At 64.4% G+C, this 19,603-nt stretch carries 13 protein-coding genes, 2 tRNA genes and 1 riboswitch; of the genes, 3 read left to right on the forward strand and 12 right to left on the reverse strand.

Translation table 11 applies throughout. The annotated features are described in order from the left end of the window. Positions 1-218 precede the first annotated feature (218 nt). Genes ACTNBZ_RS02840 through ACTNBZ_RS02850 form a run of 3 tightly spaced genes read right to left on the reverse strand, consistent with a single transcriptional unit; the run spans position 219 to position 5,019 of the window. The gene (locus tag ACTNBZ_RS02840; protein ID WP_441208131.1) at positions 219-1,991 is read right to left on the reverse strand and encodes a bifunctional homocysteine S-methyltransferase/methylenetetrahydrofolate reductase; all 1,773 of its coding nucleotides are present in this window, start codon (positions 1,989-1,991) and stop codon (positions 219-221) included. Positions 1,992-2,009: 18 nt separating this feature from the next. Next, positions 2,010-4,370: a homocysteine S-methyltransferase family protein gene (locus ACTNBZ_RS02845; RefSeq protein ID WP_441208132.1), complete on the reverse strand. Its 2,361-nt coding sequence runs from the start codon at positions 4,368-4,370 to the stop codon at positions 2,010-2,012. Next, positions 4,360-5,019: a vitamin B12 dependent-methionine synthase activation domain-containing protein gene (locus tag ACTNBZ_RS02850; RefSeq protein WP_441208133.1), complete on the reverse strand. Its 660-nt coding sequence runs from the start codon at positions 5,017-5,019 to the stop codon at positions 4,360-4,362. The genes ACTNBZ_RS02845 and ACTNBZ_RS02850 overlap by 11 nt, the downstream gene beginning before the upstream one ends. Before the next feature lie 292 nt (positions 5,020-5,311). Here ACTNBZ_RS02850 and ACTNBZ_RS02855 point away from each other — a divergent pair, with 292 nt between their 5' ends. Then, positions 5,312-6,601 carry an O-acetylhomoserine aminocarboxypropyltransferase/cysteine synthase family protein gene (locus ACTNBZ_RS02855; RefSeq protein ID WP_441208134.1) on the forward strand — a complete coding sequence of 430 codons (1,290 nt, stop codon included), beginning with the start codon at positions 5,312-5,314 and terminating at the stop codon, positions 6,599-6,601. A 201-nt stretch (positions 6,602-6,802) separates the two neighbouring features. Here ACTNBZ_RS02855 and ACTNBZ_RS02860 read toward each other — a convergent pair. Further along, a tRNA-Leu gene (locus ACTNBZ_RS02860) sits at positions 6,803-6,890 on the reverse strand. Between the two features lie 3 nt (positions 6,891-6,893). Next, positions 6,894-6,970 (reverse strand) — tRNA-Pro (locus tag ACTNBZ_RS02865). A 125-nt stretch (positions 6,971-7,095) separates the two neighbouring features. On the opposite strand from ACTNBZ_RS02865, the gene trmB reads away from it, so the two are divergent. Both trmB and ACTNBZ_RS02875 read left to right on the forward strand, forming a co-directional pair. Continuing rightward, on the forward strand, positions 7,096-7,815 hold the full coding sequence (trmB, locus tag ACTNBZ_RS02870; RefSeq protein WP_441208135.1) for a tRNA (guanosine(46)-N7)-methyltransferase TrmB: 720 nt from the start codon (positions 7,096-7,098) through the stop codon (positions 7,813-7,815). 221 nt (positions 7,816-8,036) lie between these two features. Beyond that, a complete protein-coding gene (locus ACTNBZ_RS02875; RefSeq protein WP_441208136.1) occupies positions 8,037-9,653 on the forward strand; it encodes a Na/Pi cotransporter family protein in 1,617 nt (538 codons plus the stop codon). A 65-nt stretch (positions 9,654-9,718) separates the two neighbouring features. On the opposite strand, the gene ade is transcribed toward ACTNBZ_RS02875, so the two are convergent. From ade to ACTNBZ_RS02910, 7 genes are all read right to left on the reverse strand, one after another. Further along, the gene (gene ade / locus ACTNBZ_RS02880; protein ID WP_441208137.1) at positions 9,719-11,521 is read right to left on the reverse strand and encodes an adenine deaminase; all 1,803 of its coding nucleotides are present in this window, start codon (positions 11,519-11,521) and stop codon (positions 9,719-9,721) included. Positions 11,522-11,584: 63 nt separating this feature from the next. Then, positions 11,585-12,076 carry a xanthine dehydrogenase subunit XdhC gene (gene xdhC, locus ACTNBZ_RS02885; RefSeq protein ID WP_441208139.1) on the reverse strand — a complete coding sequence of 164 codons (492 nt, stop codon included), beginning with the start codon at positions 12,074-12,076 and terminating at the stop codon, positions 11,585-11,587. Further along, positions 12,069-12,956 (reverse strand): xanthine dehydrogenase subunit XdhB, encoded by an 888-nt coding sequence (xdhB, locus tag ACTNBZ_RS02890; protein WP_441208140.1) that lies wholly within the window; start codon positions 12,954-12,956, stop codon positions 12,069-12,071. The genes xdhC and xdhB overlap by 8 nt, the downstream gene beginning before the upstream one ends. 15 nt (positions 12,957-12,971) lie before the next feature. Next, positions 12,972-15,266 carry a xanthine dehydrogenase subunit XdhA gene (gene xdhA / locus ACTNBZ_RS02895; RefSeq protein ID WP_441208141.1) on the reverse strand — a complete coding sequence of 765 codons (2,295 nt, stop codon included), beginning with the start codon at positions 15,264-15,266 and terminating at the stop codon, positions 12,972-12,974. A gap of 145 nt (positions 15,267-15,411) precedes the next feature. Next, complete coding sequence (locus ACTNBZ_RS02900; RefSeq protein ID WP_441208142.1) at positions 15,412-16,791, reverse strand: NCS2 family permease; 1,380 nt, start codon at positions 16,789-16,791, stop codon at positions 15,412-15,414. A gap of 81 nt (positions 16,792-16,872) precedes the next feature. After that, entirely contained in the window at positions 16,873-18,153 is a 1,281-nt protein-coding gene (locus ACTNBZ_RS02905; RefSeq protein WP_441208144.1) for an amidohydrolase family protein, read from the reverse strand. Positions 18,154-18,303: 150 nt separating this feature from the next. Further along, a riboswitch (purine riboswitch) is annotated at positions 18,304-18,402 on the reverse strand. 72 nt (positions 18,403-18,474) lie between these two features. Beyond that, positions 18,475-19,422 (reverse strand): reverse transcriptase family protein, encoded by a 948-nt coding sequence (locus ACTNBZ_RS02910; RefSeq protein ID WP_441208145.1) that lies wholly within the window; start codon positions 19,420-19,422, stop codon positions 18,475-18,477. Positions 19,423-19,603: the final 181 nt, after the last annotated feature.

Raw genomic sequence — 19,603 nt, forward strand, 5'->3', positions numbered from 1 at the left:
GAAGGACCGGGACTGTCAAAATGCCAGAAGTGGGGAAAATGTGATGATATGAGCGGATTGCCGCCATGGCGCCTCCCGGAATAGGCGGATTTCCGGGGAATAAGGGATCAGGTCCGTCCGCAAAAACAGCAATTTGACGGAAAAGAGAGAGGAGGACTCCGGGGAAAAAAGCAGCCGCCCGGAGCGCCGGTTCCGGACCGGGCGCCGGGCGGAGGGATTCATACAGGGATGGTTCTGATGCGCTCCAGAATGGCGGCTGTCAGCTCTACCCGGCGGAAGGGGGTCATAAGATAGAAGCCGTCGGTATAGGGAGCCATCTCCGCGGCCACCCGGCAGGAGATGTCCATGGCCAGGGCCTCCCCCTGCTGCCGGTCCCTGCCGGCGTATAGCGCGACGATCTCGTCGCAGACATGGATGCCCGAGACCTCGTTGTTCAGGAAGCAGGCGTTGCGGTGGCTCACCACCGGGAAGATGCCCCCCAGGATCTTGCCCTTGAGCACAGAGCGGGCCAGCTTCAGGTTCTCCAGAGCCTGGGCAGACAGAACGGGCTGGGTCAGAAAGCCCTCCATGCCGTTTTCCTCTTTTTCCGCGGCAAGCCTGAGCTGGATCTGAAAATTCCGGGCGTTCAGGTTGAGGGCGCCGAACATGTGGAAGGGGACAGGAAGGGTGGTCTCGTTGAGCTCGGCCACATAGCGGGCCAGCTTGCGGGAGTTGAAGTTGAACACGCTTTTGACCTCGTCACGCTCGGCGGAGGGGATGGGGTCGCCGGTGACCAGCAGCACATTGCGCACACCCTCCATGGACAGGCCCAGCAGCAGCGCTTTGGTGGCGTTCAGGTTCCGGTCCCGGCAGGTCAGGTGGGGGAGAGGCTCCACACCCAGCTCCCGCCGCAGCTTACAGGAGAGCAGGCTGCTGTCGGCCCGGGGGCGGCCCACCGGGCAGTCGGCGATGGTGATGATATCGGCGCCGCTGTCCCGCAGGAGCCGGGCACCGGACAGGAAGGGGGCGGGGTCGCCGTCCGCCGGGGGGTCCAGCTCCACCGCCACCACCCGCTGCCCGGCCTTCAGCTTCTCCCAGAAGGGGCTTTCGGGGACAGCGGCGCGGCGGGGACCGGCCTTGGCGGCCGGGGAGCCCTCCTCCGCCGGCGGGGCGGAGAGGGCCTGGACCATGCGGGCAATGTGTTCCGGGGTGGTGCCGCAGCAGCCGCCTACGATCCTGGCCCCGGCCCCGGCAATCTGGGCCATCTTCTGAGCAAAGTAGTCGGGCTGGCCCTGATATACCGCCCGGCGGCCCAATACCGTGGGATAGCCGGCGTTGGGCATGGCGGAGAGCAGGGTGTCCCCCAGGTCCAGTCCGCGGATGTACTCCAGCATGTGGTGGGGGCCGGACACGCAGTTAAAGCCCACCGCGTCCACCTCGGGCAGGGCGGCGGTGCGGGCGAAGAGCTCCCGGCCCGACTGTCCCTCCCGGGTGATGCCGTCGGGCTGCACCGCGTAGGAGACGATGAGGAAGGCCTCCGGACAGCGGGCCTTCAGGTGCCGGGCCAGCTCCGGCACGCCCTCAGCCGAGGGCAGGGTCTCCACCAGGAAGTGGCGGATCCCCAGCTCCAGGAACTGGTCAGCCTGCCAGCAGTAGAGATCGCCGGGCCCCCCGGCCTGGGAGCCCGAGGCAGGGCCGATGTCGGCAAAGACATAGGCGCCGTAAGGCTCCGCCGCTTCCCGGGCCAGTCGGCAGCCCGCCCGGATGACCTGACGGGCAAATTCCGTGTCCCCCCCGGCGGCGTCTGCTCCGGCGGAGAAGGTATTGGTCTTGATGGCCCGGGCCCCCGCCTCCAGATAGGCCCGGTGGATGGACAGGATGTCCTCCGGGTGGTCCAGGTTGGCCCGCTCGCACCGCTCCTCCGCCCGGCCGGGCAGGGAGGAGAAGCAGGTGCCCATGGCGCCGTCAAAGATCAGGGTATGGCCGCTGCCGAGATAAGTTCTGATATCCATATGCTACCTCCCGGCGGCTCAGCCCAGCACGGCCCGGGCGATCTCCACCGACTGCCGGGCGTCCCTGGCGTAGTGATCGGCTCCCATGCGCCGGGCGTAGTCCGGGGTGACCACGGCGCCGCCCACAAAGACCACCGGCGGTTGGGGCAGGGCCTTGAGGACATGGATGGTTTCCTCCATGGCGGGGAGGGTGGTGGTCATCAGAGCGGAGAGCCCCACCAGCCGGACGTTCCGCTCCTCTACGACCTGCCGGACGGTCCCGGGGGGCACGTCACGGCCCAGATCGATGATGTCGTAGCCGTAGTTCTCCAGAATGGTCTTGACGATGTTCTTGCCGATGTCGTGGATGTCCCCCTTGACGGTGGCCACCACGATGGTCCCCTTCTTCACCGGCGCGCCGCCTTTTTGGGCCAGAGAGGTCCGTACCGCTTCAAAGACGGCCTGAGCCGCCTGGGCGGCGCTGAGAAGCTGGGGCAGGAAGAGGGTGCCCTTCTCATAGCCCTCGCCCACCCGGTCCAGGGCGGGAATGAGCCGCTGTTCCACCAGGGAGAGCTCGTCCCCCTCGGCCAGAGCGGCCCGGGCCAGCTTGCCCGCCTCGGACTTGAGGCCCCGGATCACCGCGTCCTCCAGGGTGAGATGGCTGTCGGCCGCCGGGGCGGCGGGAGCGGCCTGGGCCCCGGCAAAGCGGTCGATGTAGGCCGCGCTGCCGACGTCCTCGCCGGACAGCACCCGGAAGGCGGCCACCGCGTCCATCATTTCCTTCAGATTGGGGTTGATGATGGGCAGTGTCAATCCGGCCCCCAGGGCCTGGATCAGGAAATTCTGGTTGATGAGCCCCCGGTTGGGCAGGCCGAAGGAGATGTTGGACACGCCCAGAACGGTCTGCAATCCCAGCTCCTCCCGCACCATACGAAGGGCCCGCAGGGTCTCCCGGGCCTGCTCCTGCTGGGCGGAGACCGTCAGGGTCAGGCAGTCGATCCACAGGTCCTCATGGGGGATGCCGTGCTCCCCGGCCGCGGCCAGGATACGCCGGGCGATGGCCAGGCGGGCCTCCGCCGTCTGGGGGATGCCTCTCTCGTCCAGAGTGAGGCCCACCACCGCCGCGCCGTACTTTTTCACCACCGGCAGGACGCGCTCCATCACCGCCGGGTCGCCGTTGACCGAGTTCACCGCAGCCTTGCCGTTGTAGACCCGCAGGCCGGCCTCCAGCGCGGCGGCATTGGAGGAGTCCAGCTGCAGGGGGACCGACAGGGCGCTCTGGAGCTTTTTGACCACCCGGGGCAGCATCTCCACCTCGTTCACGCCGGGATAGCCCACGTTCACGTCCAGAATGTCGGCCCCGGCGTCCACCTCCTGGATGCCCACGTCCAGGATATAGTCCAGGTCTCCCTCCAGCAGGGCCTGCTGGAAGCGCTTTTTGCCGGTAGGATTGATGCGCTCGCCGATGACCCGTACCCCGTCCAGCCGCACCGGGACGGTGGGCGTGCAGACAAAGCCCGCGGGCACATAGTGCCGCCGGACGGGGGATCTGCCCTCAAGGGCTTGTTTCAGCGCCCGGATGTAGTCGGGCGAGGTGCCGCAGCAGCCGCCGAAGATGGTGACGCCCGCCTCCAGACAGGGGACCAGGGCGGCGGCAAATTCCTCCGGACCCATGTGGTAGTGGCCGTCCACCGGGTCGGGCAGACCGGCGTTGGGTTTGGCGATGACGGGCAGCCGGGTATTTTGACACAGCTCGGCCAGCAGGGGAGAGAGCAGATCGGGGCCCAGGGAGCAGTTCAGGCCGATGGCGTCGGCCCCCAGGCCCTCCAGCGTGCGGGCCATGGAGGGGATGGTGCAGCCGGTGAAGGTGCGCCCGCCGGTGTCGAAGGTCATGGTGACCATCACAGGCAGGCCGGTATTCTCTTTCACGGCCAGCAGGGCGGCCTTGGTCTCGTAGAGGTCGGTCATGGTCTCGATGACGGCCAGGTCGGCCCCCGCCGCCGCACCGGCCAGCGCCACCTCCCGGAAGAGGTCGTAAGCCGCTTCAAAGGGCAGGCTGCCCATGGGCTCCAGCAGCTCGCCAAGAGGCCCCATGTCCAGGGCCACCAGCACGCCGGTGTCCCCTGCGGCCTCTTTGGCCAGACGCACGCCGGCCCCCACCACCTGCTCTACCGTGTGGCCGGAGCCGGCCAGCTTCAGATGATTGGCGCCGAAGGTGTTGGCGTAGACCACCTGGCTGCCGGCCCGGATGTACTCCTCATGGACCGAGCGTACCAGCTCGGGACGGGTGAGATTGAGCAGCTCGGGCCGTCCCCCGGGGGGCAGGCCTTTCTGTTGGAATACGGTTCCGGTGGCGCCGTCCAGCAGGACGATCCCGGAAGAAAAAAAGTCAGGGCGCACAGGTTTTTCCACCTTTCCTCAATTGACAGGTCTGATTCATGGAGCAGCAGGCGCAGCCCCGGATGCGCCGCATCTGAGGCGTGCCGGCCACCCCCAGCAGGGCGGTGACCGATTTGGCGGGATTGAGCAGCAGGCTGCCGGTGACGTACAGCCCGATGCGCCGGGGGGCGTCCAGAGCCCGGCACAATCCGGGCTGGAGCGCAAGGGGCAGGTCGCCGTAGCCGGGACTGAAGCGGTCGGTCAGGTATTTCCCGGGGAAGAGGGCGGCGATCTCTTTTTCTGCCGCATCGCAGCCTGCCTCCACCCAGGCGCTGCCGCAGGCGTCCAGGATGACGGCCCGGGCCATGTCCCGGGCCTGCTGGGTCCGGAGCAGGGCGTCAAATTCCGCACCCAGGGTGCAGGCCAGCACAACGGCCTGATGGCACTCCTCCAGCATGAGCCGGGCAGTGCGGCCGGGGAGGGAGAGGCCGGCCTCGGGCAGGAGAAGCTCCTCCCCCGAGCGGGTCAGAGATACGACCTTATAAATATACCGGGGCTTCAGCTGGGCGGTGAGGGCTTCGGCCTCCCGCTGGACACTCTGCCGCAGCGTCTGGTCCTGGGTGCCGCCGGCCCCCAGATAGCGCAGGGCTTCTTCGATATCAAGACGCATTCGCCGGCCTCCTGTTCCATGTGGGTCTGAATACCATACAGTATAGCGTTTTAAAGAAGAAAAGTACAGGGGTAGGGACGTAAAAAAATGTTTATTTTCCTATTGACAAAGTAGGAATGTGTTGGTATAATTCGATCAACCTACTTAGTTAATTGGTTAATGTAAGCGGTAAGGAGGCGGACGGGATGAGCGCCTGTTTTGGACGTCTGCTGCGGAGCAATTTCCGGTTCGGGCGAATGCCGGGTATCCAGACATGGACCGACCACAAAAAATAAGAAAGAAGGCTTTCGTCATGCGTAATCGTCCTTATAAGTTTGAGACCCTTCAGCTCCACGTGGGTCAGGAGCAGCCCGATCCCGCCACCGATTCCCGCGCCGTTCCCATTTACCAGACCACTTCCTACGTGTTCCGCAACTCCGCCCATGCTGCTGCCCGATTCGGGCTGGCCGATGCGGGCAACATCTACGGCCGGCTCACCAACTCCACCCAGGATGTGCTGGAAAAGCGTCTGGCAGCCCTGGAGGGCGGAGTGGCGGCCCTGGCCCTGGCCTCCGGCGCGGCTGCCATCACCTACACCATCCAGGCTCTGGCCCAGGCGGGGGACCACATCGTGGCCCAAAAGACCATCTACGGCGGCAGCTACAACCTGCTCTCCCATACCCTGCCCCAGTTCGGCGTGACCACCACCTTTGTGGACGCCCATGATCTGGCACAGGTGGAGAACGCTATCCAGCCCAACACCAAGGCTGTTTACTTGGAGACCCTGGGCAACCCCAACAGCGACATTCCCGACATCGATGCCATCGCCGCCATCGCCCACAAGCACGGCCTGCCCCTGGTCATCGACAATACCTTCGGCACACCGTATCTCATCCGGCCCATCGAGCACGGCGCCGACATCGTGGTCCACTCGGCCACCAAGTTCATCGGCGGCCACGGCACCACCCTGGGCGGCATCATCGTGGATTCCGGCAAGTTCGACTGGAAGGCCAGCGGTAAATATGCACCCATCGCCGAGCCAAACCCCAGCTACCACGGCGTCAGCTTTGTGGATGCGGCCGGTCCTGCCGCCTTCGTCACCTACATCCGGGCCATCCTCCTGCGGGATACCGGCGCTACGATCTCCCCCTTCAACGCGTTCCTGCTGCTCCAGGGCGTGGAGACCCTGTCCCTGCGGCTGGACCGCCATGCCGAGAACACCAAGAAGGTGGTGGAGTTCCTGGCGAATCATCCCCAGGTGGAGCATGTGAACCATCCCAGTCTGCCCGGCCATCCAGACCACGCTCTCTATGAGAAATACTTCCCCAACGGCGGCGCCTCCATCTTCACCTTTGAGATCAAGGGCGGCCAGGAGGAGGCCCACAAGTTCATCGACAGCCTGGAGATCTTCTCCCTGCTGGCCAACGTGGCGGACGTGAAGAGCCTGGTCATCCACCCCGCCACCACCACCCACTCTCAGCTCTCCCCTGAGGAGCTGCTGGACCAGGGCATCAAGCCCAATACGATCCGCCTTTCCATCGGTACCGAGCACATCGACGACATTATCGCCGACCTGGACCAGGCTTTCGCGGCGGTACGGTGAGTGCACGAGTCATTTTTTAAAAGAAGAAGGGAATGGACAGATACGTGTCCATTCCCTTTTTGTATCAGTACGATTTTGTGTGTTATCCCCCACAACCCGGATGCGAGCCCGGCACAGCGAATCACGGCCGAAAGCGGAGAAAAAGCTCGTCCGGCGTATGAAAAAGCCCTGAGGCCTTTTCGCCTCAGGGCTCTTCTGAACTGGTGCGCGAGGCGGGACTTGAACCCGCACGTGCGTAATGCACACTAGAACCTGAATCTAGCGAGTCTGCCAATTCCACCACTCGCGCATATGGTCCGGGTGACAGGACTTGAACCTGCGGTCTCGTGGTCCCAAACCACGCGCGATACCAAACTTCGCTACACCCGGATCGGTCCTGTCCGTGTTGCGTTGGTGAGGACCGCCGCAACGTTGCTTATTATAAACCATTTCACTCAGGATTGCAAGAGGAAATTTCATATGTTATGATATCTTCCGAGAGGTGAGCATCTGAGATGAGAATGAGGAAAAAACCAAACCTGGGAAACCGTATGGAGCGCTGCGCCGCTCTGTTGATCCGGGAGCCGGAGGCCCGGCGGGGCCGCTGGCGGGAGCTGATGCCGGATGCCCGTGAGCTGCGTCTGGAGATCGGCTGCGGCAAGGGCCGCTTCACCGCCGAGACGGCGGCCAGGAACCCGGACTGCCTGTTCGTGGCCATCGAGCGGGTGGCCGACGCCATGATCATCGCCATGGAGCGGGCGGAGCAGATGGGGCTGACCAACGTCTACTTCATCGACGCTGACGCCGCCCGGCTGCGGGACTACTTCGCCCCCGGCGAGGTGGACCTGATCTATCTGAACTTCAGCGATCCCTGGCCCTCCAACCGGCACAGCAAGCGCCGCCTGACCCACACCGACTTTCTCATGCGCTACCGTCAGGTACTGCGGGAAGGGGGGGAGATCCACTTCAAGACCGACAACCGCGATCTCTATGAGTGGTCCCTTTTCCAGTTCCCCAAGGCGGGCTTTGCCCTGTCCCAGGTGACACGGGACCTGCATGCAAACGGCATCTGCGGTGTGATGACCGACTATGAGGAGAAATTCCACAATATGGGCACGCCCATCAACCGCTGCGTGGGGACTATGGGCCCCCTGCCGGAGGAGATGAAAAACTGGGTGGACCCATTGGACAAACCCAGGGAGCGGAGCGTGGAGGCGCCGGAGCAGGAGGATTGAATCAGAGAACTGGGACTGGCGGAAGCGACCGCCAGCCCCTTTTTTGTCCGCATCAGGCGGAAAGGGCGGAGACAGGGAAGAGACTTTGTAAAGATTGTGTAAAATCTCTGTAAGGTCTTTCGGGGCTGTCTTGAAGAGCACGAAAAGTTTTGTCATAATATCGCATAGAAAGTAAAAGGATAGAAATGAGAGCGGCGTGTGCCGCAAAAGGAGATCAAGCCATGCGACTGGAAGACATCTTTATGCTGTTCGGCGGACTTGCCCTGTTCCTCTACGGCATGAACATCATGAGCGAGGGATTGGAGATCGCCGCCGGTGACCGGCTGAAATCCATTTTGGAGAAGCTGACCTCTAACCGCGTACTGGGCATGCTGGTGGGCGCGGGCATCACCGCTGTTATCCAGAGCTCCTCGGCCACCACAGTGATGGTGGTGGGCTTCGTCAATTCAGGGCTGATGACCCTGCGCCAGGCAGTGGGCGTCATCATGGGCGCCAACATCGGCACCACCGTCACCGGGCTGCTCATCGCTCTGGACGTGGGGCTGATCGCACCGCTGCTGGCCTTTGTGGGCGTGGTGCTCATGACCATGGTGAAAAAGCAGAAGGTCAACTGCATCGGCCAGATCGTGGCCGGCCTGGGCATCCTTTTCATCGGCATGGAGCTGATGAGCTCCTCCATGTCCCCTCTGCGGGACTATGAGCCCTTCGTGCAGCTGCTCACCCGCTTCACCAATCCGGTGCTGGGCATCCTGGCCGGCGCGCTCTTCACTGCTCTGGTCCAGAGCTCCTCGGCCAGCATCGGCATTCTCCAGGCCCTGGCCCTCAGCGGCGTCATCGGCCTGGAGAACGCGGTCTTTGTCCTCTTCGGCCAGAATATCGGCACCTGCATCACCGCGTTTATCGCCTCACTGGGCGGCAACCGGGAGGCCAAGCGCGCCACCCTGATCCACCTGATGTTCAACGTTATCGGTGCTGCCATCTTTACCGCCATCTGCCTGCTGACGCCCTTTGTGGAAGTGGTGCAGAGCCTGCTGCCCGGCAGTGTGCCCGGCCAGATCGCTGCTACCCACACCGTATTCAATATCGTCACTACTCTGATACTGCTGCCCTTCGGTGACCGGCTGGCCGACCTGGCCTGCCGCCTGCTGCCTGAACGGGAGGGAAAAGACAGCCGGGATTCCAGCATGGTGTTTGTAGACGAGCACCGCATGGGTTCCACCGCTATCGCCCTGTCTGAGCTGCAGAAGCAGGAGGCCGCCATGTTTGCCCTGGCCCGGGAGAACGTGGAGCTGGCGTTCGACGCCCTCATCGGCCGGGATACCGAGAAGCTGCGTAAAGTCGCCCGGCAGGAGGAGGATATCGACCTCTATAATGCGGAGATCACCCGGGTCATCGGCCACATGGCCACCCACGAGATGTCGGAGGCCGACTCGGAGCACTTCAACCGCCTGCTCATCGTCTGCGGAAACATCGAGCGCATCGGTGACCACGCCATGAATATGGCCGAGTATCTGGAGCCGCTGAAGAAGCGCCACATCCACATGGACGATGAGACCATGCGGGAGCTGGAGAATCTGCGCATCCTGGCCACCCATGCCCTGCTGGCCATCGACTTTGAAGACGAGAACAACCGCCAGCGGGCGCTGGATACCGTAACGATCCTGGAGGCCGACAGCGATGACAAGAACCGCCAGTACCGGGCTGCCCAGATCCGCCGGATGCGCAGCGGAAACGTGGACCCCGAGCTGAGCATCCTCTACAGTGAGATCCTGACCGATATCGAGCGGATGCTGGACCACATGCTCAACATCGCCGAGGCCCTGTGCCCCGCCAATTGAACGACACAAAACAGACCGCGGCAGACGTTTACGTCCGCCGCGGTCTTGTTTTATTCCGTTTTTACTTATGTCTCATCCGCCAAAACGGAGGTCATGGTATAGGTACGGCAGTCCACCAGGCCGCGGTTGGTCAGACGCAGGTCGGGGATGCAGGCCAGGGGGATGAGGGCCATGGTCATGAAGGGGGAGGGAAGGGTGCATCCGATCCCGGTCCAGGCCCGGCCCAGAGCGTCGGCCAGAGCGGCCATCTCCTCCGGGGCGCCCTCGCCCATGAGCCCGGCGATGGGCAGCGGGATGTGGCCCAGGACCTTGCCGTCCTTCACCACGCACATGCCGCCCTGGGAGGCGATGAGGGTGTTGGCGGCCAGGGCCATGTCGGCGTCGTTGGAGCCCACCACCAGCAGATTGTGGGCGTCGTGGGCCACGGTGGAGGCCATGGCCCCGCCGGAGATGCCGAAGCCGTGGACAAAGCCCATGCCCCTGGTGCCGGTGCCCTTGTGCCGCTCAAAGACCACCGCCTTGAGGATGTCCTGGGCGGGATCGGCCTCCAGAGCGCCGTCTCTGGGGGTGAGGGTGACGATGCGCTCCACGTCGGGCACCTTGCCGCCCATGACGCCGATGGCCCGCACCCGCTGGGGTGCGTCAGAGGGGGCGGCAAAGCGGAAGTCCTCCGGCTTCACCGGGCTGAGCCGGACGGTGGAACGGGCCCAGTCGGGACAGTCCCCCTCGGGGATGGGGGCGGCGAGGGCGCCGTCCCGGGCCACCAGTACGCCGTCCACAAAGACTTTTTGGACCACAAAGTCCTTCAGGTCGGCGAAGAGCACCATGTCGGCGCATTTGCCTGGGGTGACCGAGCCCAGCTCGTGGTCCATCTGGAAGCACTGGGCGCAGTTGATAGTCACCATCTGGATGGCGGACACCGGGTCCAGACCCTCCTGCACCGCCCGGCGGAGGAGCCGGTCCAGATGGCCCTCCTCCATCAGGGTGTGGGGATGGGCATCGTCGGTGATGAGGACGGCGAAGCGCCGGTCCACCCGGTGCTCGGTCACCGAGCGGATGACCTCGTGCAGGTCCCGCCAGCCGGAGCCCTCCCGCAGCATGGCGTACATGCCCAGACGCATCTTGGCCAGGGCGTCCTCCGCCCGGGTGGACTCATGGCAGCAGCGGATGCCGGAGGCGATATAGGCGTTGAGGCCCCGGTCAGTCTCGGGCACCGAGTAGTGGCCGGTGACGGTCTTGCCCGCTTTCAGAGTCTCACCCACAATGTCGTGGGCGTGGTCGGAACCGGAGAGGATGCCGGGGTAGTTCATCATCTCGCCCAGGCCCACGGTGCGCCCGTCGGCCATGGAGGCGGCCACCTCGGCGGGGCCCACGAAGCCGCCGGTATCCTCAAAGCCGGGGACGGCGGGGACGCAGGAGGGCATGGTGAGCATGGCCTTGAGGGGGGTGGCGGCGGCGTCCTCCATCATGAACTCCACGCCACGGGGCCCCAGCACGTTGCAGATCTCGTGGGGGTCGTGGTAGACGCCGGTGGTGCCGTGGGGCAGGACGGCCCGGGCGAAGTTCCGGGGGGTCATCATGGAGGACTCAATGTGAATGTGCCCGTCCAGAAGGCCGGGCGCCAGGTAGGCGCCGCCGGCGTCGGTCACGCCGGTATCCGGTCCGATGCAGTGGGAGGCGTCAGGACCTACATAGGCGATGCGGCCCATGGCACAGGCTACGTCGGTGTGCTCCTGTAGCTCGCCGGTGCACACGTTGACCAGGGTGGCGTTGCGGATGACCAGCTCGGCCGGTGCGGAACCCTGGGCCACGGCGGCCAGGGTTCGGGTGGCCTCCCAGAGGGGAGTGCGGCAGTAGACGTTTTGCATGACAGTGCTCCTTTCCAGCATGGTGAAAGCCGCGGAGGACCGGATGGTCCCCCGCGGCTCCGGTCAGTTCAGCTTGTTCTGACGCGCCAGGTTTTCCGCCACGATGCGCTCCATGGCGTTGAGGATGTTCTCATAGCCGGTGCAGCGGCACAGGTGGCCCGAGATGAGCTTGCGCAGCTCGTCCCGGTTATACTGCTTGTTGGTGCCCACGATCTCCACCGCGGTCATGATAAGGCCGGGGGTGCAGAAGCCGCACTGGACGGCGGCCTCCTCGATAAAGGCGGTCTGGATGGGGGAGAGCTCGCCGTTGGGGCCCTTGATGCCCTCCACGGTGAGGACGCTGCGGCCGTCGGCCCAGACGCTGAGGTAGCAGCAGGAGTTGACGGCCTTTCCGTCCACCAGGACGGTGCAGGCGCCGCACTCGCCCACCTCGCAGCCCTTTTTCACGCTGGTGAGGCCCAGCCGGTCCCGCAGGGTGTCGGTCAGACACTCCCGGGTATCCACCGCCAGCTCCTCTTCTTTTCCGTTGACCTTCACATGGATGATGCTAAGCATGGATGTCACCTCCCGCAAACTGGACCGCCTGGAGGAAGGCCCGGCGGCTGATCTCCCTGGCGATCTGCAGCCGGAAGGCACGGGAGGCCCGCCAGCTGTCTCTGGGGTTGATCTCGGTGAGGACGCTCTCTCCCAGTTCCTTCACCAGTTCGGCGCTGAGGGCGCGGCCGGTGACCAGGGCCTCGGTTTTGGGGCAGCGGACCGGGGTGGGGGCCGCTACGCCGAAAGCGATGCGGATATCCTCCACCGTAGTCTGATCGGCCGAGAGCTTGAGAAGGACGGCGCAGCCCAGGGTGGAGATTTCCATGGCCTCCCGCTTGCCGTACTTGATGTAGTGGCCGCTGTAGCCCTGATAGTTTTCCGGGGCGATGCGCACGGCGGTGAGGACCTCGTCGTGCTGCCGGACGGTCCTGCCCGGGCCGGCGTACCACTCCGAGATGGGCACCCGCCGCTTCCCGTCGGGGCCCTGAAGCTCCATCACGGCGTTGAGGGCCATGAGGGAGGGGGCGCTGTCGGCGCTGGTGACGCCGTTGCACACGTTGCCGCCGATGGTGCCCATGTTGCGGATCTGGGGGCTGCCCACCTGGTCCACCGCCTGGCAGAGCATGTTGATCCGGGGACGGAGTAGGGGGGAGTTGGTGATCTCGGAGAAGGTGCAGCCCGAGCCGATGACGATGGCGCCGTCCTCCTCCACACGGATCTGCCGCAGTTCCTCCAGACCGTGGAGGCTCACCAGATGGCAGCCTGCCCGGCGGCCCTCCCGGGTCTGGATGAGCACGTCGGTGCCGCCGGCGATGAGCTGGGCTTCCGGGTCACGGCCCAGGGCGGCAACGGCGTCGGCCACGCCGGAGGCCTGATAATACCGTTCAATATCATACATACAGATGACCCTCCTTTAGTCGATGAGCCCGGCGGCGGCAAAGGCCTCCACCAGCTTCTGGGGGCTGAGGGGCAGACTGTCGATGGCCACGCCGGTGGCGTGGAGCACCGCGTTGCGGATGGCCGGCGCGCCGGGGATGGCGGGGGGCTCGCCCAGAGCCTTGTTCCCGTAGGGACCGGTGGGGTCGGGCACCTCTACAAAGGCGGCCTGCAGGTCGGGGGTATCCATGGCCGTGGGGAGCTTGTAGTCCAGCAAGTTGTTGTTCAAAGGTTTGCCCTTGGCGTCGAAGAGCAGCTCCTCGCTCAGGGCGTAGCCCAGTCCCATGCTCATGCCGCCGTGGACCTGGGCCGCGGCCAGCTGGGGATTGATGAGGGTGCCCGAGTCGTGGACGTTGACGATGTTGAGGACCTTCACCTTGCCCAGGGGGATATCCACCTCCACCTCGGCAAAGCAGCAGCCGCTGGCAAAGGTGTTGATCTTGCAGTGGGAGGTCTCCTCCGCGGTGATGTGGACCGAGCGGTCCAGGCTGTAGAAGGCCTCCACCGCCACGTCGGCCACCGGGCGGAGGACCGCTCCCGTGACGGTATCCACGATCTGGTCCTCCCGGAGGTCCAGGTTCTCCACCGGGTAACGCAGGACGTAGGCGGCGTAGTCCAGGATCTTCCGCTTGAGGGACGCGCCGGTCTTTTTCACGGCCATGCCGCTGACATAGGTCTGGCGGGAGGCGTAGGCGCCGGTGTCAAATGGAGTGATATCGGTGTCCTGGACGGTGGAAATGTGGATCTTTTCCAGGGAAATGCCGGTGGCCTCGCTGGCCATCTGGGAAAAGACGGTGTCCGCGCCCTGGCCGATCTCGGTGGCGCCCATCTGGACCTGGACCGAGCCGTCCTGATGGAGCACCATGCGGCAGGAGGCGGTCTCCAGCGAGATGGGATGTACGCCGGTCTTGTAGCAGAAGATGGACATGCCCACGCCCCGGCGGATGGGGCCGGTCTGATCCCGGTACTTCTCCCGCAGCGCGTCCCAGCCGATGATCTCACGGCCCTTTTCGATGGCGGCCTTCAAGCCGTAGCTGTTGAACTTCACGTGGGTATGGGGATCCTCATAGCCGCTCTCCATGCAGTTTTTCAGGCGGAACTCCAGCGGGTCCATGCCGATGGCACGGGCCAGATCGTCGGAGAGACACTCGGTGGCAAAGCAGGACTGGGGGATGCCGTAGCCCCGCATGGCGCCGCCCACGGCGATGTTGGTGTACACCGTGCTGGCCTCACACTCCAGGGCCTTCTCATCCCGGTAGAGCTGCTTGAAGCCGTTGATGGCGTTGGCCACGATGGCGTGGCCGTGGGAGGCATAACCGCCCTGGTTGGACAGGGCCTGGCACTTCCGGGCCACGATGCGGCCGTCGGGCCGGACGGCGCCGGAAACATGGAAGGTGATGGCGTGGCGGACCCGGGTGGAGGCGAAGGTCTCCTCACGGGAGATATCCAGCTTCACCGGGCGGCCCCCCACCTGGAGGGAGAGCCAGACATTCAGGGGCTCATAGAGCACGTCCTGCTTGTTGCCGAAGCCGCCGCCGATGTAGGGCTTGATGACCCGGATGCTGCCCCAGGGCACTCCGGTGGCCTGGCCGATGACCCGGCGGACGATGTGGGGGATCTGGGTGGAGGTGACCACGTTGATCTTCCCGTCGGCCTGCCAGGCGAAGGAGTTGGGCAGCTCGATGTGGGAGTGCTGGACGGTCTGGGTGCGGTAGGTTTTGCTGACGGTGACCAGGCCCTCCTCAGAGGCGGCGGCCTCCTCATAGCCCATATCGCCCAGCCGGAAGCCGGAGTGGGCCAGGATGTTGTCCGGCTTCTCCTCATGGACGGGGATGGCGCCGGGGGCGGTGGCCTGCTCCACCGTGACGTAGGGCTCATAGGTCTCATAATCCACCTTGATGAGGCGGGCGGCCCGGTCGGCGGCCACATTGTCCTCTGCCACGATAGCGGCGATGTCGTCGCCGTAGAACCGCACCCGGCGGTTGAGCAGTTTGCGGTCGGCCACATCCTGGTGGGCCTTTTCCACGGACCAGGGATGGCCGGGGGTGGGGAACTGGACATCGGGCACGTCGAAGCAGGTAACGATCTTGACCACGCCGGGGACGGCCAGAGCCTCCTCCAGATGGAAGGCCTTCACCACGCCGGAGGCAATGGTGCTGTGTACGACTTTGGCTACCAGAAACTCGCGGGGCTCCAGATCGGAGGTGTACTTGGCGCTGCCGGTGACCTTGTCCCGGGCGTCCACCCGGAGGACGGATTTACCAACTGCCATATGGTATCGCTCCTTTCAGAGTGGGTCTGTGAAATGGGGTGGGAAATTCGCTTTCGCTGACGGCCCGGAGGGGCCGCCGGCGAAAACGGCGGACCGGAAGGTCCGCGGCCGGGGACGGACAGCGCCGCCCCCGGCCCCATCGGCATCAGAGAACAAAGTACTTGGCAACAAAGAGGATGGCCAGCACGTACATCAGCGGGCTGATGGTGCGGCGCTTCTCGGCGCCGGAGAACATGTTGATGATCACGTAGGAGATGACGCCCATGGCAATGCCCTCGGAGATGGAGTACATGAAGGGCATGCAGATCATGCAGATAAAAGCGGGGATAGCCTGGGCGGGGTCGTTGAAGTCCACCTTCAGGATGGAGCTGACCATCAGGAAGCCCACCACGATCAGGGCGGGAGCGGTGGCGAAGGAGGGAATGGCCAGGAAGATGGGGGAGAAGAACAGGGCCAGGCCAAAGAGTGCAGCGGATACCAGGCCGGTCAGGCCGGTGCGGCCGCCCTCGGCCACGCCGGAGGCGCTTTCCACGAAGGTGGTGATGGTGGAGGTACCCAGGGCGGCGCCGGCGGTAGTGCCCACCGCGTCGGCCAGCAGGGCGCCGCGGATCCGGGGCAGCTTGCCGTCCTTATCCAGCATATCGGCCTTGGAGGCCACGCCGATGAGGGTGCCCAGAGTATCGAAGAGGTCCACAAACAGGAAGGCGAAAATGACCACCAGGAACTCGGGAGAGAATACACGGGAGAAGTCCATCTGCATCAGGGTGGGGGCGATGCTGGGCACGTGGATGCCGGCGGAGAAGTCGGGCAGCAGGCTGAAGAAAGCCGTGTTGTCCGGCACATAGAGGCCCGTGAGCTGGCAGAGGATGCCCAGAAGCCAGGTGGCCAGAATACCGATGAGGATGTTGCCCTTGACCTTCTTCACGATGAGCAGCGCGGTGATGAGCACGCCGATCAGGGTCAGAATGACGGTAATGCCCTCGGTCCGGAATGTGCCGGCCGCCAGGGAGCCCTTCATGGAGAACACGGAGATCAGGGTGGAGTCGTTATTCACTACCAGATGGGAGTTCTGCATGCCAATGAAGGCAATGAAGAGTCCGATACCGGCAGAGACTGCGTGTTTGAGCGGGGTGGGGATGGCGTTGAAGATGGCCTCGCGGACATTGGTCAGGGAGAGCAGGATAAAGATCACGCCCTCCACAAAGACGGCGGCCAGGGCCATCTGCCAGGAATAGCCCATCTGGCCCACCACGGTAAAGGCAAAGTAGGCGTTCAGGCCCATGCCTGCGGAGAGAACGAAGGGGTAGTTGGACAGCAGGGCCATCAGCACCGTGGCGATGAGGGAGGCCAGGCAGGTGGCGGTGAAGATGGCGCCCCGGTCCATGCCGGAGGCGCTGAGGATGTTGGGATTGACGGCCAGGATGTAAGCCATGGTCATAAAGGTGGTGATGCCGGCGATGACCTCGGTCTTGACATCGGTTCCCCGTTCGGTCAGGTGAAACAGTTGATCCAGGTTGCGACTCATGATAATACCTCTCTTTCTCCAATCATTGAATAACAGAAGCGGCAGGGATGAGTGCGGTGGCTGGGATGCTGCTGAAATGAACTAGAAGAGCTGGACACCGTCCACGAATTTGTGGAGGATGTCCCTGTCCTCGGACAGGTAAATGGTACGCTCCAGACGCTGCTGGAGGGGAAGGGCGCCGGCGGGATCATAGCGGCTGTCGTCGATGACCAGTACGTCGCACCGGTAGCCCGGGGCAAAGGAGCCGGCCTTGCCGAAGAAGGAGCCGCCGCCCGCCGTGCCCAGCCAGAAGGCCTCGGCGGCGGTCAGGGGCGCCAGGGAGGGGTCAAGGAGCCGCCAGCGCAGCTTGGAGACCTGGATGGCATCGGCCATGGCCCGGAAGATGGAGCAGTGGGTGCCGCCTGCCACATCGCTGCCCAGGCCCACGGGGATACCCTCCTCCAGGTAGCGCCGCACCGGGGCCACGCCGGAGGACAGGTTGGTGTTGGAGGCCGGGCAGTGGGCCACGTATACCTGCCGCTCCCGCATGAGGGCGATCTCAGCGTCGTCGCAGTAAACGCAGTGGGCCATGATGGTAGGGCAGCCCTCCCCGCCGAAGAGGCCGAAGGAGGCATAGGCGTCGCCGTAGCCTGCGGCGGAGGGGCACAGCTCCCGCACCCAGGCCACCTCGCTGGGGTTCTCAGACAGGTGGGACTGGACGGGGAGGCCGGTCTCCTGCTGGAGGCGGCCCAGCTCTTTCATCAAAGCGTCGCTGCAGGAGGGGATGAACCGGGGGGTGAGGATGGGGGTCACCCGGCGGAAACGGCCTTCCGCCGCTGCCAGCCACGCCCGGGTGTCCCGGACAGCGGCTTCAGCGCTCTCCTCCTGCAGGTCTGGAGAGCTGTTGCGGTCCATGTTCACCCGGCCAACCATGGCGGAAAGGCCCGCCTCCTCCAGCAGCTCCATGAGCAGCAGCGTGGCCGGGGTGTGGAGGGTGGCAAAGACGCACAGCCGGGTGTTGGGACCCCGCCGCACGTCCTCCACGAACCGGGTATAGGCGGCGCGGGCGTACTCCAGGTCCCGGTATTTGGCCTCCTCCGGGAAGGTGTGGGTATTCAGCCAGTCCAGCAGCTCCATGTCCATGCCCAGGCCCCGGAAGGTGTACTGAGGGGCATGAACATGGAGGTCGGTGAGTCCCGGCGTTACCAGCTTTCCGGTGCAGTCCAGCAGGGGGAGGCGGTCATAGCCCTGGGGAAGTTCCTCTGAAACACCGGCGCACCGCCCCTCCAGACAGAGCAGATAGCCGCCGGGGACCGTCTGCAGGGACTGGGGACTGCTGCTGTAACAGATATCCCCTTTCAGGATAAACGAGTCAGATTTCATAGCATCCTCCTTTCCGTGGGGCCGGTCTCCGGGCATGAGGGGTTCCCGCCCGCCACGGCCGGCCGCTGGCTCCTGCGGGACCCGGGGGAGAGCGGGGCTCCTCCGGCGGCAAAGAAAAAGCTACCGTCCCAGCCGCGCAATAAATTCCCAAGCTCCGTCCCGGGAACTTATAGCGCGGCTATTTCCGGTAGCCGGTAGAGACGCCCAACCCTATTATGGGCTTATATAAGCTCTGACTCATATGTACTTGTGAAAGTGAAAGCTTCCTCTTTCTGATTCTAGTATAATACCTAAAAAACTTTTTGTCAATCTGCTTTTTTATTATTCTTTTTCACAAAAATTGCCGTTCTTTTTCTCTGTCAGGGCCAAGCGCAGCCAATCCTGGTATTCCAGCATCTCCCGGCGGTCCGGCGTGATCTGCAGCACGTAGTTCACCCGGCCCAGCAGCCGGGTCAGATAGACCTGCGGCGGGTCGGAGACGCCCCGGCGGCGGAGGTGTTCCTCCACGCCGAACCGGCGGCAGAAGTACAGCTCCTGGCGGAGGGCCCGCCGGTATTCCACAGGGACGGCAGGGGCCTGGTTGACCACGACACCGGTGACCGTCTGCCGCCGGCCGGGATACATGAGCCTGGTCTTGCCGTCGTTGAGGAACAGGCCCAGCTCCCGCAGCCGGTCCCGGACCATACGGATGACCTGGTCCGGGTCAAAGCGGCCGGAGAAGGCCATATCGTCGCAGTAGCGGGTGTAGACGACGCCGTGCTCCCCGCACCAGCGGCCCACGGCGCGGTCAAAATCGTACAGGATGATGTTGGCGATGGCGGGGGAGGTGGGTGCCCCCTGGGGAAGGCCGTCCTGATAATAGCAGAGCATGGGCAGCAGGACCCGGAGGGGTTCCGCGTAAATGGAGGACGGAAAGGCCCGCTCCTTCACCGTGGAATAGAGGACACTGCTGAAGAAATCCCGGATGTCCAACCGGAGCAGCATGGGCGCGCCGGCGTGGGGCCGGGCGTTGCGCAGGGCGGAGCCACCGGGGCGGTAGGCCGTGGCGTGGCCTGACACCGGCATGTAGGCCAGCAGCTGCTGAGCAATACGGCGCTGGATCTGCCGGAGCACCGGGTCGGGAACGGACAGGTGCCGTTCCCCGCCGCCGCTCTTGGGGATGGACACGGTGCGGTAGTGGCGGCTGAGCCGGTTGCTGACGGCATAAAGCGTCCTGGCGGGGACGCCCAGGTCTTTTTCCAGGGAGGAGAGCTCCCGGTATACGATCATATTCTGCTCTCCTCCCTTCCTGCTGCGGAACGATACCATGTGTATGCGGAAGTGCGCCGCAGTATTTGAAGAGCACACGCAGTGTGCTGGAATACTGCAAGCAGCTTCTGCTGAGCGCAGCGAATACGGCGGGAAAACGCGTTCCGGCGGCGACTCGCCGCCGGCGCCAACAGACGTTGGG

The organism is Pseudoflavonifractor sp. HCP28S3_F10 (assembly GCF_052065415.1).
Taxonomy (GTDB): Bacteria; Bacillota; Clostridia; order Oscillospirales; family Oscillospiraceae; genus Pseudoflavonifractor_A.

What these genes read in the sequence shown, in the direction of transcription:
- ACTNBZ_RS02840 (WP_441208131.1), bottom strand. Translation starts at nt 1,991, where the DNA reads ATGGATATCAGAACTTATCTCGGCAGCGGCCATACCCTGATCTTTGAC.
- ACTNBZ_RS02850 (WP_441208133.1), bottom strand. Translation starts at nt 5,019, where the DNA reads ATGCGTCTTGATATCGAAGAAGCCCTGCGCTATCTGGGGGCCGGCGGC.
- ACTNBZ_RS02855 (WP_441208134.1), top strand. Translation starts at nt 5,312, where the DNA reads ATGCGTAATCGTCCTTATAAGTTTGAGACCCTTCAGCTCCACGTGGGT.
- trmB (WP_441208135.1), top strand. Translation starts at nt 7,096, where the DNA reads ATGAGAATGAGGAAAAAACCAAACCTGGGAAACCGTATGGAGCGCTGC.
- ACTNBZ_RS02875 (WP_441208136.1), top strand. Translation starts at nt 8,037, where the DNA reads ATGCGACTGGAAGACATCTTTATGCTGTTCGGCGGACTTGCCCTGTTC.
- ade (WP_441208137.1), bottom strand. Translation starts at nt 11,521, where the DNA reads ATGCAAAACGTCTACTGCCGCACTCCCCTCTGGGAGGCCACCCGAACC.
- xdhC (WP_441208139.1), bottom strand. Translation starts at nt 12,076, where the DNA reads ATGCTTAGCATCATCCATGTGAAGGTCAACGGAAAAGAAGAGGAGCTG.
- xdhB (WP_441208140.1), bottom strand. Translation starts at nt 12,956, where the DNA reads ATGTATGATATTGAACGGTATTATCAGGCCTCCGGCGTGGCCGACGCC.
- xdhA (WP_441208141.1), bottom strand. Translation starts at nt 15,266, where the DNA reads ATGGCAGTTGGTAAATCCGTCCTCCGGGTGGACGCCCGGGACAAGGTC.
- ACTNBZ_RS02900 (WP_441208142.1), bottom strand. Translation starts at nt 16,791, where the DNA reads ATGAGTCGCAACCTGGATCAACTGTTTCACCTGACCGAACGGGGAACC.
- ACTNBZ_RS02905 (WP_441208144.1), bottom strand. Translation starts at nt 18,153, where the DNA reads ATGAAATCTGACTCGTTTATCCTGAAAGGGGATATCTGTTACAGCAGC.
- ACTNBZ_RS02910 (WP_441208145.1), bottom strand. Translation starts at nt 19,422, where the DNA reads ATGATCGTATACCGGGAGCTCTCCTCCCTGGAAAAAGACCTGGGCGTC.